10 protein-coding genes are annotated in these 11,905 nt (G+C 73.2%); 3 read left to right on the top strand and 7 right to left on the bottom strand.

The window, feature by feature from the left end:
• Nucleotides 1–34: 34 nt before the first annotated feature.
• Nucleotides 35–841, top strand: a complete 807-nt coding sequence (locus ABT070_RS02585) for a thioesterase family protein (RefSeq protein ID WP_351753566.1) — start codon at nt 35–37, stop codon at nt 839–841.
• Between the two features lie 31 nt (nt 842–872).
• Here the strand turns inward: ABT070_RS02585 and ABT070_RS02580 are convergent, their stop codons facing one another.
• The 3 genes from ABT070_RS02580 to ABT070_RS02570 all read right to left on the bottom strand — a co-directional run bounded on the left by ABT070_RS02580 (nt 873) and on the right by ABT070_RS02570 (nt 3,519).
• Entirely contained in the window at nt 873–1,619 is a 747-nt protein-coding gene (locus ABT070_RS02580; RefSeq protein WP_351753564.1) for an SCO4225 family membrane protein, read from the bottom strand.
• Nucleotides 1,620–1,777: 158 nt separating this feature from the next.
• Entirely contained in the window at nt 1,778–2,287 is a 510-nt protein-coding gene (locus tag ABT070_RS02575) for a hypothetical protein (RefSeq protein ID WP_351753561.1), read from the bottom strand.
• 158 nt (nt 2,288–2,445) lie between these two features.
• A complete protein-coding gene (locus tag ABT070_RS02570; RefSeq protein WP_351753558.1) occupies nt 2,446–3,519 on the bottom strand; it encodes a LacI family DNA-binding transcriptional regulator in 1,074 nt (357 codons plus the stop codon).
• 129 nt (nt 3,520–3,648) lie between these two features.
• Between ABT070_RS02570 and ABT070_RS02565 the strand changes: the two genes are divergently transcribed.
• Nucleotides 3,649–5,955, top strand: coding sequence for a glycoside hydrolase family 36 protein (locus tag ABT070_RS02565; RefSeq protein WP_351753556.1), 2,307 nt, complete (start codon nt 3,649–3,651; stop codon nt 5,953–5,955).
• A gap of 124 nt (nt 5,956–6,079) precedes the next feature.
• Complete coding sequence (locus ABT070_RS02560; RefSeq protein WP_351753553.1) at nt 6,080–7,642, top strand: discoidin domain-containing protein; 1,563 nt, start codon at nt 6,080–6,082, stop codon at nt 7,640–7,642.
• 30 nt (nt 7,643–7,672) lie between these two features.
• Here the strand turns inward: ABT070_RS02560 and ABT070_RS02555 are convergent, their stop codons facing one another.
• From ABT070_RS02555 to ABT070_RS02540, 4 genes are all read right to left on the bottom strand, one after another.
• Nucleotides 7,673–8,326 (bottom strand): class F sortase, encoded by a 654-nt coding sequence (locus tag ABT070_RS02555; RefSeq protein ID WP_351753551.1) that lies wholly within the window; start codon nt 8,324–8,326, stop codon nt 7,673–7,675.
• Nucleotides 8,327–8,595: 269 nt separating this feature from the next.
• Nucleotides 8,596–9,012, bottom strand: a complete 417-nt coding sequence (locus ABT070_RS02550; protein ID WP_351753548.1) for a hypothetical protein — start codon at nt 9,010–9,012, stop codon at nt 8,596–8,598.
• A gap of 70 nt (nt 9,013–9,082) precedes the next feature.
• Nucleotides 9,083–11,140, bottom strand: coding sequence for a sensor histidine kinase (locus tag ABT070_RS02545; protein WP_351753546.1), 2,058 nt, complete (start codon nt 11,138–11,140; stop codon nt 9,083–9,085).
• A complete protein-coding gene (locus ABT070_RS02540; RefSeq protein ID WP_351754416.1) occupies nt 11,127–11,888 on the bottom strand; it encodes a response regulator transcription factor in 762 nt (253 codons plus the stop codon). The genes ABT070_RS02545 and ABT070_RS02540 overlap by 14 nt, the downstream gene beginning before the upstream one ends.
• Nucleotides 11,889–11,905: the final 17 nt, after the last annotated feature.

The raw sequence follows: 11,905 nt of genomic DNA, 5'->3' as shown, positions 1-11,905 counted from the left end.
TCAGCCTTGCGATCAGCCTGAGGAGAGACGTCCGTTGAACACCGGCACCACGGTCCCCGGCAGCTACTACGAGCGCATCGACGAGCACCGCTACAAGGCGACGGCCCACGCGGGCGGGGCCTGGGACCCGGACGAACAGCACTTCAGCCCGCTCGGCGGCCTCGTCGTCCACGCCGTCGACCGTCATCTGGCCGCGCGGCCGGGCCCCGGCCTGGTCCCGGCCCGGATCAGCTACGACATCCTGGGCCGACTCGCCCTCGACGAGTGCGAGATCCAGGTGGAGACCATCCGCCCCGGCCGCACCATCGAGCTGGTCGAAGCCACGGTGCTCATGGCCGACCGCCCGGTGGTCCGGGCCCGCGCCTGGCTCCTCGCGGCCCTCGACACCTCCACCGTGGCCGGCGGTTCCGACGAGCGGCTCACCGCTCCCGAGGAGCTCACCCCGTGGCCGATGGCGTCCGTATGGCCCGGCGGCTACATCGCCTCACTGGACGTCCGTCCGCTCGCACCGCCCCGGCCGGGCCGCACGACCGCCTGGATCTCGACCCCCCTCGACCTCGTCGCGGGCGAGCGCAGCAGCCCCCTCGCGTCCTACGTGGCGCTCGTCGACACCGCCAACGGCATCGCCGTACGACAGCCGCCCACCGCCTGGATGTTCCCCAACGTCGACCTGACCCTCCACCTCCACCGCCAACCGGCAGGCCGCTGGACCGGCCTGGACACCACGGTCACGTTCGGCCCCACCGGCCAAGGCCTCACCAGCACGGTCCTGCACGACATCGACGGCCCGGTCGGACACGCGCAGCAGATCCTCACGGTCCGCCCCGTGCCCGGCCACTGACCGGGCGCCGGGAGTCCCCGAAGCGCCGATCTCAGACGGCCGGACGCGGTTCCCGCACCCGCAGCCTGTGCGCGAGCCGCCCCAGCAGCACGGCGTTGAACAGCCCGGCCAGGGCCGTACCGGCGGCGAAGATCAGCGGGCTGAGCCAGGGGAGCGAGGAGTACTCCGCGGGCGTCGACAACAGGAAGGCGAACAGGCCGACCGGTGCCGTGGCCATGAGCGGCCAGATCCCGGCGAACCCCGGGTCCGCCAGCACGTACGCGGCGCAGAGGAAGAACCCCAGCGCCGCCGCGACCACGGCGAGGTACCCGCGCGCGAGCCAGTTGTCCACCGCGGGCGCCAGCAGGGCCCGAGTCCTCCGCAGCCGGGGGCGCTCGGCGGGGGCCGGGACACGGGGGAGGGATGCACGGGGGAGGGGTGCGGGGCTGCCGGACGGTGCCGCGGTCGCGGACCTCGCGACGAGGGCGCCGAGCACGGCGGCGTTCACGAAGGCGCACAGCAGCAGCCACCCGGCCCAGAAGCCGACGGCCGCCACCCCGACCGCCCCGCCGCTCTCGGTGCCGGGTCCGAAGGGAAGGACCACAGCCAGGAAGGAGAGGGGCGCGGTGAGCGTCAGGGGGTCTGCGGCGAAGCCGCTCTCCGGGAACAGGAACATGAGCGCGACGGAGGCGGCGACCACTGCCAGATAGCCCCGGGCGGGCCAGTTGTCCGTGGCGAGCGCGAGGAGGCGGCCCAGGCGCGGGAGGGCGCGGGAGCGCGAGCGCGAGGCATCGGTCATCGTGGGATCCTTCGGGTCGGTCCGGGTCGGTCCAGGTCGGTCCGGGTCGGTGATCTCCACGATGGATCAGGACGCGCGTTCGGGGTTGAGTACGGGTACTCAACCCCGCATGGGGGTTCGCGCCGCCGCGGACGCGGTCGGCCCGGCGGACACCGTGCTCACACTTCAGCGAGCCGAGCGAGAATGCGCCGGGGGAGTTCAGCCGCCGTCAGCCGGAACGGCGTCCAGCGGTCCCTGGAGTCCGGCTTCATGGAAGCCGAGAACCGGTAGCGCCCCTTGCTGTTGGGCTCGGTCACCATCGCCTCGAAGGCGGCGCTCGGTATCAGCCAGGCCGTCATGATCGCCCCGTGCTCCACGTCCACGGCGACGAACAGCATGTCCAGGTCGGACCGCGGCTGGAACGTCTGCGACCGCACGAACGCCATGAACTTGCCCTGCTGGACCTGCGTTCCGGTGGACATCCGGGCCTTCACCTGCACGGCCAGGGTCGCGGAGCTCCCGCGCCGGTGGAACACGAGGTCCACGCCCTCGTCGTCCACGAGCGAGGTGGAAACGTTCAACTCGCCGCCCGTGGCCAGGATGGAGGAGGCCGCGACCAAGTACTCGGCGGCCTTCCCCATCCGCGCGGCGGCCGGGCTCTTGTCCAGGTACTCCTCGTCGTCACTCATGGCGGAAATCTACTGACGGGCGCGAAGATCCGTCCCGTCCCGTCCGGGCCGGGCCCGTGACCGCTCACCAGGCGTCAGGCGTCAGGTGTCAGGTGTCAGGTGTCGGGTGTCAGGTGTCGGGTGTCGGGTGTCGGGCGTGAGGCAAGAGGCCTCGGGCCTCAGGCGTCGGCGGGCCCGGTGCTCTCGCGGATGATCAGGTCGGTGCCGGCGAAGGTCGGAGCGGGGGGCCGGAAGTCGTTCTCCAGCCGGCCGCGCAGGAGGGCGAAGGCGTCGCGGCCCAGGCCCTGGAAGTCCATCCGGACGGTGGTGAGGGCCGGGGTGACGAACCCCGAGTGCGGGGCGTCGTCGAAGCCGATGACGCTGACGTCTCCCGGCACCGACCGGCCGGCGTGGTGCAGGGCGCGCAGGACGCCCAGTGCCAGGTCGTCGTTGCCGCACAGGATCGCCGTGACGCCCGGGTCGTGGGCGAGTTCCCGTCCCTCGTCGTAGCCGACCCGCGCGTCCCAGCCCTTGCCGCCGCGAGGCTCGGGAGGGGTGATGCCGGCCGCTTCCAGGGCCGTGCGCCAGCCCTGCGCGCGCGGCCCTTCCGAGCGGCGGGTGCCCACCGATGTCGGGATCGCCACGTAGTGGACGGTCTCGTGTCCGAGCTCCAGCAGGTACGTGGTGGCGGCCCGGGCGGCCTCACGGTCGTCGGCCCACACGGCCGGACGGGGAGGAGTCCGGCCGTGCGAGGGCGCTTCGACGACCGCGGCGCACGGCACGTCCACCGGGACCCGGCTCAGTGCGGAGGCGCCGAGTGGATCGAAGCCGATGACCATCAGTCCGCCACCGTCGGCCGCCGCCGAGGAGACGGTGCGGTCCAGGTCGTCCTCGGGCGTCAGCAGTTTCACGCCCAGCGAGTAACCCGCGGCGCGGGCCGCTTCCTCCAGGCCCTGGAGGGTGGCCGCATAGCCGTAGAGGGTGGTGTTCGACGTCAGTACGGTGACCGACCGGGTGACGCCGCTGGCCAGCGCGAACGCGGTGGCGTTGCGTCGGAAGCCCAGCGTCTCGACGGCCGCCTCGACCCGCTTGCGGGTCTCCTCGCGGACGTTCGGGTGGTGGTTGATGACCCTGGAGACGGTCTGGTACGAGACGCCCGCAGCCTGAGCGACGTCACGGATACTGGCGGCCCTGCGCGGTGCCGGTCCGGGATCCGAGGGGCTGTCGGGGCTTGTGTGACCGGTCACATCCATGTCACGATTGTGAGCGCTCACAAGGTCAACCGTCAACACGGACCCGGGATTTGCCCGGCGATCGTACCAACGCGCATCGCGCGCCGACGGGCGCGGAGCCGGGCGGGAAAGCGGGAAGGGGAGACCGCGTTGACCGTTGCCGTCGAAGCACTCGGAGGGTCTCTGCTCTGGTCCCATGAGGCCCTGGGGCTGCGTGCCGTCGTGGATTCCGGCGGGTCGGTCAGGCTGGGCGCGCCGTGCCGGGACCGGAACACCCTGCTGCCGCTCGTCGAGGTCACGGTCACCGGGCACGGCCGCACCTGGTCGGGCGAGCGGTTCGTCGACACCGCCGTCGGTGACCGTCTGGCCTACCGGGGCCACGAGACGGCCGACGAGGGGGACGGGCACCGCACCACGATCCGGCTGGCGGATCCGGTGACCGGCCTCGCCGCCCACATCATCCTGCGGAGCCGCCCCGGCAGCCGGTTCCTCCGTTCCCAGGTCCGCCTGGTCAACGAGGGAAGCGTGCCGCTCCGGCTGGAGAGCGTGTCGACCCTGACCCTCGGCGGCATCGTGGACGATGCGGGCGCGCCGGACGGCCTGACCCTGCACTGGGCGGACAACGACTGGCTCGCCGAGTGCCGTTGGCGGTCCGCCGCCTTCCGTGACCATGTCGTCCCGCTGAGCCGGGCCGCCCACGGCCACGAGGGGCGCGGCTGCTTCGAGCGGTACTCGCAGGGCAGTTGGTCCACGGGACGGCACCTGCCGATGGCCGCGCTCACCGACGACCGGACGGGCCGGGCCTGGCTCTGGCAGATCGAGTCCAGCGCGGGCTGGCGCTACGAGACCGGCGAGCGGGAGGGGGCCGCCTATCTCGCTCTCTTCGGTCCCGACGACGTCCACCATCATTGGCACCAACTCCTCGTGCCCGGACAGGAGTTCATCACCGTCCCGGCTGTTCTCGTCGGCGTCGCAACCGGTGGCCTGGATGCCGCGTTCGGCGAACTCACCACCTACCGGCGCCGGATCCGTCGTCGTCATCCCGATCGCACGGCGCTCCCGGTGATCTACAACGACTACATGAACACCCTGATGGGCGACCCCACCACCGAGAGGCTCCTGCCGCTGGTCGAGGCGGCGGGAGCCGCAGGTGCCGAGGTCTTCGTCATCGACGCCGGCTGGTACGACGACGACGCCCAGGGCTGGTGGGACGCCGTCGGCGCCTGGGACGCCTCCGCCAGGCGCTTCCCGGGCGGTATCCGACAGGTCCTGGACGCCATCAGGCGGCACGGGATGACCCCGGGACTGTGGCTGGAGCCCGAAGTGGTCGGTGTACGCAGCCCGTTGGCCGACTCCCTGCCGCCCGAGGCGTTCTTCCGCCGGGGCGGAGTCCGCGTCACCGAACACGGCCGTCATCACCTGGACCTGCGCCACCCGGCGGCCCGCGCCCACCTCGACCGGGTCGTCGACCGGCTCGTGGGGGAGTGGGGGGTGGGCTATCTGAAGTTCGACTACAACATCAACATCGGTCCCGGCACCGAGAACGGCGGCGAAAGCGCCGGCGCCGGGCTGCTCGGGCACCATCGCGCGCATCTCGACTGGCTCGGCTCCCTCCTCGACCGGCACCCCGGCCTCGTCCTGGAGAACTGCGCTTCGGGCGGGCTGCGCATGGACTACGCGCAGCTCGCCGTCGTTCAGATCCAGTCCACCAGCGACCAGCAGGACCCCCTGCGCTACCCGCCCATCGCCGCCGCGGCCGCCACCGCGGCGACCCCCGAGCAGGCCGCCGTGTGGGCCTACCCCCAGCCGGACTTCAGCCTCGACGAGATCGCCTTCACCCTCACCGGCGCGCTGGCGGGCCGCATCCACCTGTCCGGGTTCCTCGACCGCATGAGCCCGGAGCGGTTCGACCTCGTCCGCTCGGGTCTCTCCGCCTACAAGGCCCTGCGCGCGGAGATCCCCGGCAGTCTGCCCTTCTGGCCGCTCGGGCTGCCCTCCTGGGAGGACGCCTGGATCGCCTACGGCTGGCGCGGCCCCACCGCCACCTGGCTCGTGCTGTGGCGACGGGCGCCGGCGGCCGGGGAACAGCCGGCAGTCGGGGAACCGGCGGCAGGGGAGCAGTCGGCAGCCGGGGGACAGTCGGCGGCCGGGGAGCAGTCGGCAGTCGGGGGACAAGAGGGCGCCCCGCGCCCCCGCGGACGGCACACTGCCCGCGCGGCGCACGCCGTCGACGCGGCCCACGCCGTCGACGGCAGCACCTGCACCGTCCCCGTCTCCCACCTGCGCGGCAGCCGCCTTCACCCCACACCGCTCTACCCCGTCACCGCCGACGCGACCGCGACCTGGGACGTCGCGGCCGGGCAGCTCACCGTCTCCCTGCCACGCCCCGGCACCGCCGTGCTGCTCCGCCTGGACGTGCCGTCGTCCCCGCCGGGGCAGAGGGAGCCGGATGCGTGAATCGCGGTGCGAGGGGGGCGACTTGGCCGACCGGCGCTGTCAGAGCGGGACGCTAGGGTCCCCCTGAACGCGCCACCTCCCTTTGGTGGCAGCGTTGTTGACTGCCTATCAGGAGCTGAGCACCATGAGCATGCAGGCCACCTTCGCCGACTTCTCCGTCGACCCGGCCCGGCTGTCCAACGCCGTGGTCGGGCAGGACCGGGCCGAGTTCGGCGGATCCCACCTGACGCTGAACGCGGGCGGCACGGTGACGCTGGACTTCGAGGTGGCGGACCCGGAGGACATCCCCGAGGCGACGCTCACCGTCACGGCACTCGTCTCCAGGCTCGGCTCCGCCCCGGGCCACGCGCCGATCGACGTACTGCTCCAGGGCGAGGCGCTGGCCGAGAACCTCACCGTGCCCGGCGGCGGAGACCTTCCGCAGGACAACGTGTTCGCGGTACCGGCCGCCCTGCTGAAGCCGGGGACCAACACCCTGGAGATACGGGCGTCGGCCGAGGCGCGCAGCACGCTCCGGCTCTACCGGATCACCCTGGACTCCGTCGACGAGCGGGGCCGCTCGGAGCGTGCGCTGGCGGCGCAGGCCGCCCGGAACTCGGTCTTCGCCTTCCGGACGGAACTCCGCGCCGCCCACGCCTCCCCGTCCACGCCCTGGCAGGAGGCCCCGCGGCTGGTGTTCCACCTCGACCGGGACGAGCACTCGCTGCCCGCGCAGCTCGGCTGGCGAGGGGTGGACGGGACCGAATCGGCCATCAGCTTCCAGTCGAACATGTCCGACTTCCACGGCTGCCACCGCGCCGCCGACGGTACGGCCTACGAGTACCGGGGCCGCCTCACCGGCGGCCGGGTGTATCCGGAAGGGCTCGAGGAGGCGTCGGCGGGCCGCCTGCATCGCTTCCTCACCGAGGAGGGATGGGGCGGAGGCTGGCACGCCTCGCACGAACTGCGGTTGCTGGTGGACGACGGTGGAGCCCCCGTGGAACGGGTGACCTGGCGTGATCAGCGGGGCAACTCCGGCGTGGCCGTGCTCCAGGTCCCGCTGGCCGCGGCCGGGGCGTCCGGTACGAGGTCGGACGACGTCGAGGTGACCGACGTCGAGGCGAGCGAGGAGTTCGAGGAAGGCGGGGAGACGGCGGACAACCTGCTGACCGGCACCCGGGCCAAGTGGCTGGCCTTCGACGACACCGCCACACTCCGATTCACCCTCGCCCGCTCCGCCACCGTCACCTCGTACACCCTGACGTCGGCGAACGACTGCCCCGATCGCGACCCGCGCGACTGGACCCTCCACGGCTCGACCGACGGCCGTACCTGGACGCGCCTGGACTCCCGTGCCGGAGAGACCTTCGACGGGCGTTACCAGGCGCGGGAGTTCCAGCTCGGAGCCGCCCCCGCGCCCTACCGTCACTACCGTCTCGACATCACCCGCAACTCGGGTGCGACCGAGACCCAGCTCGCCCGGGTCCGCTTCGTCGAGGGTCCCGTCGGCCGGGCGTTCACCGGTTACTACCAGCGTTACAACGAGGGTCCCATCGGCTACCGCGGAACGCCGGTCCCCGCACCCGGGCCGGCGGTCGTCGCCATCCCGGCGCCCCTCCTGGCCGCGGACCTGGAGGCGGCCGTCCAGTCCCTGACCGACACGGCCCAGACCCTGGCCGCCCTGGCGACCCGCCTCCGCGAGGGCTGAGCGGGGCGCCCGCCGGTCCCGGCCCGTGGGTCAGTCCCGCGTCGCGTAGACGATGAGGTTGTTCACCGGGTGTCCCTCGGCGTCGAAGTCGCCGTCGCAGGTGATCAGCCGCAGGGCGCGGTCCCCTGTCGGGCCGTAGACCTTCTCGGTGGGGAAGGAGCTCTTGCTGACGCTCTCGGTGCTCGTGACGGAGAAGTGCGCCGCATCCCCCTGAGCGTCGGTGACGGTGATCTCCGCACCCTCGGCGATCTTGTCGAGGTCATGGAAGACGGCCTTGCCGAACCGGGTGTCGTTGTGGCCGATGATGACGGCGGCACCGGGTTCACCGGGCACGGCACCGCCGGTGTACCAGCCGGCGGTCATGCCCTTGTCGGCCGGCGGGACCTCGACGCTGCCGTCGGTGTTGAGGCCGAGCTCCATCAGGGGACCGGTGATCTTGAGCGAGGGGATGCTCACCTCGGCGGGGGCCGGGGGCTGCTCGGACTGCGGCGCGCCGCCGGGCGCGGGGGTGCCCGCGGCGGCGGAGGAAACCGGGGTGGCCGCGGCGGCCTTCTCGGGGGCGGACGAGCAGCCGCTGAACACGGCCAGCGCCGCCGGTACGACGAGGGCGAGGCGGACGAGACGGGCGGCGGCCGGGACCGACAAGGTGGCGCGGGGCCGTACCGGACGGTGTGCGGGGGACATGACGGGCTCCAAGCAGGGTGGATGCGTGCGCGGCGGTACACGGACGCCCCGCGGACGCCCGCGGGGGTGGGCGGAGGCGCGAAGACCCGCGGAGGTGAGCGGAAGTCCGCGACGACGCGCGGAGGTGCGGGGCGACGCGCCGAGTGCGCGCGCGGCGACGCGCGGAGGTACGTGAAGACACGCGAGGTACGTGAAGACACGCGGCGATACGCGAGGGCGCCGCCCGTGAGGGGCGGCGCCAGGGTGTGTCGGTCGGGTGGGGTGTGGGGTCAGCCGGTGGGGCGGCCGGCGGCGCGGCGGCGTACCACGAAGGTGCCCGCGCCCGCGAGCAGCAGGGCGCCGGCGGCGGAACCGACGAGAGCGGTGGTGCCGGAGCCGCTGCCGCCGGCCGGGGCCTCGCCCGCGTCGACGCCGCCCCGCGGCAGCTGCTTGGCGGCCTCGGCCTTCCGGGCCGCGACCGCCTCCTCCTCCTTGGTCTTGGCGTCTTCGGCCTTCTTCTGGTCCACGGTCGTGTCCCTGCCGTCCGTCGGCGCGGACGCCGCCGGGGACGGGTCGGCGGCGAGGGCCGCGGTGGCGGGGGCGAGCAGCGCGCCGCCGGCGAGGGCGGTCAGCACGGCGAGACGCAGGATGGGACGGCGGGACATGTAGGACTCCAGTTCCAGCCCGGCCTCGGTGGCCGCGGGCATGACCGAAGACTTGCCGTCACTTGTGAAGAAGCTGTCAGAGCGCCGTGGTCATCGCATCAGGGTCGTCGCATCAGGGTCGGACGGGGGTCCCCTCGCCGCTTCTCGGCCGCTCGGCGTTCCCGTCGGTCATGGCGGGCAACCGCAGGGTGAAGACGGAGCCCTCTCCCTCGGTGCTCTCCACGGTCACCGTGCCCCCGTGCGCCTCGGTCAGCTTGAGCACGATCGCCAGCCCGAGGCCGCTGCCGCCGGTGCTGCGGTTGCGGGACTTCTCCGCCCGCCAGAAGCGGTCGAACACATGCGGGACATCGCCCGCCGGGATGCCGCTGCCGGTGTCGGACACCTCCACGGCCACCTCGTCCCCGCCCTTCGTGACGTACGAACGCAGCGTCACCCGGCCACCTGGCGGGGTGTGGCGTACCGCGTTGGAGAGCAGGTTGCTGACGGCCTGGCGCAGCCGGACCGGGTCCGCCTCGACCGGCGGCGGGGGAGGGGCGCCGGGCGCCGTGGCGACCTTCAGGGTCACACCCGCGGTCTCGGCCGGCCCCTGGTGCGCCGCGGCGACCTGGCCGAGGAGGTCGCCGACGGTCACCGGCTCCAGGTGCAGCCGCAGCGCGCCCGCTTCGGCGGCCCCCAGGTCCTGGAGATCGTTGATGAGGTGCTGGAGCTGCACCGCCTCGTCGAGGAGCGACGAGACGAACGCCGGGTCCGGCTCGGCCAGACCGTCGTGCGCCGCCTCCAGCCAGCCACGGATGTTGCTCAGCGGGGTGCGCAGTTCGTGGGCGACGTCGCTGACCATCACCTTGCGCTGTTCCTCGAGCCGGGTCCGGTGCGCGGCCATGTCGTTGAAGGCCAGCGCGAGGCGTCCGATCTCGTTGTCCGCGCCGACCGGCACCGGAGCCGAGTCCAGGCCGTCCCGCATCCGCTGGGCGGCGCCGGTGAGCGCGTGCAGCGGGCGTACCAGCCGGGTTCCGGCGATCACCGAGGCGCCGACGGTGAGGGCGAGGACGAGGGCCGTGACTCCGGCGATGCGCGCGGTGTTGGCCGGTGAGAGGTCGAAACCGGGCACGCTGACGGCGCCGGGGCCGTCGATGAACAGCAGGGCGGGCGCGGCGACATAGGCCGTGAGCTGTTCACGGCGGGCGCTGCCGACACAGGCGGCCACGGCCCGGTCGTACCCGCTGCCGCGGGCCTGGTCCGCGCCTTCGTCCGAGACCGTCTTCCTGCCGTCCGCCGGAACGCCCGCCGCGGCCGCCTTCTCCTCGGCCCTGCGCCGCTCGATCGCCTCTTCCTTGGTGAGGCCGGTGTCGGGCACGGGGACGGGCGCCGACGAGCCGACATCCGTGCCTTCCTGCCCGTATCCCCGGTCCCAGGACAGATCCAGGTTCAGCTTCACGCCCGTGCGGCCCTGCCGCTTCAGACAGGCGTCGGCGAGCTGCTCCAGCGCCCGCAGGGCCTTGTCCTCGGTCGCGGTGGTACCGGCGCCGTCGACGGACAGGCACTTCAGCTCGCTGTCGCGGTCGGTGCCGTCGCTCACGAACCGGACCCAGGGCCGCCCGCTGGGGCTGTCGACGACGTCCGCGGCGATCCCCATTCCCGCGAGGCACTCCGCGCTGCGGGTGGTGGCCCTGCGCAGGAGCGTTCGTTCCTTCGCGGGCAGCAGGAAGGGCCCGACGGCCCGTGGATCGACGCGGTCCGTGCCGACCGGAACGGCGTCGGGCACCAGCACGGTGTCGACCGACAGCGGGTCGACGACCGCCGAAGCCTGCGCCGGCAGCTCGGCGGCGGGCGGGGCGCCGGCGGCGGAGTCGAAGAGCGGCTGCCGGTCCTCGGTGGTCAGCACGACCCGGCGCCCGGACTCCCGGGCCAGATCCCGTACGGTGCCGTCGACGCCCGCCCAGTCGGGATGGCCGGCCGCGTAGCCCAGCAGGGTGTCGTAGATCCTCGCGTCGGTGCTGAGGTTGCGCCCCTGCTCCTGGCGGATCGCGACGGAGGTCGTCTGCACGGCGAGCCAGGCGGTGGCGGCGACCGAGCAGAAGGCCACGAGCGCCGACACGGTCAGCAGCCGGCCGAGCAGGCTCCTGCGGAGCGGCAGCCGCGTCCGTGCCGCCCGCTCGTCACGACGACGCACGGCGTGCTCCCTTGGCCGGGTCGGTCAGCTTGTAGCCGACGCCGAAGACGGTGAGCAGCCGGACCGGCCGCCGCGGGGCCCGCTCGATCTTCTTGCGCAGATGCATGACGTGCACATCGACGGTGCGGCCGCTGATGTACTTGTCGAAGCCGTGCAGCTCCGCCAGGAGCCGCTGCCTGGTGAACACCCGGTCGGGTTCCGCCGCCATCGCGGCGAGGATGCGGAACTCGCCGGGCGTGCACACGACCGGTGTCCCGCCGACCGACACCTCGTGCCGGACCGGATCGACCCGGAGCGTGCCGACCGTCAGCGCGTCGTCGGACTCGGCCTCGGCCCCGGCGGGCGCGGGGCCGGGCACGGGCGCGGGGTCGACGGCGGGGGAGGGGGCCGCGGCGCGCCGGTTGCGGCGCAGCAGCGTGCGGACCCGGGCCACCAGTTCACGGGGGCTGAACGGCTTGGTCATGTAGTCGTCGGCGCCGAGATCCAGCCCGAGCAGGAGATCGTCCTCCGTGCTGCGGGCCGTCAGCATCAGGACCGGTATCTCCCGGTCCTCGGCGCGCAGGATGCGTACCACGTCGAGGCCGTCGGCCCGGGGCATCATCACATCGAGGACGAGCAGGTCGGGTTCCCGGTGCCGGACCTCCTCGAGAGCCGCACGGCCGTCCTCGACGACCGTGACCGCGTGTCCCTCGTGCTCGAGGTAGCGACGCACCAGTTCTGCCTGCTTCGCGTCGTCTTCGGCGACCATGATGTTTGCGCACACGC

The sequence above is a fragment of the Streptomyces sp. NPDC002884 genome (assembly GCF_040295245.1).
Taxonomy (GTDB): domain Bacteria; phylum Actinomycetota; class Actinomycetes; order Streptomycetales; family Streptomycetaceae; genus Streptomyces.
Note: the sequence above shows the minus strand (reverse complement) of the source record. Positions and strands in the feature narration are given on the sequence as shown.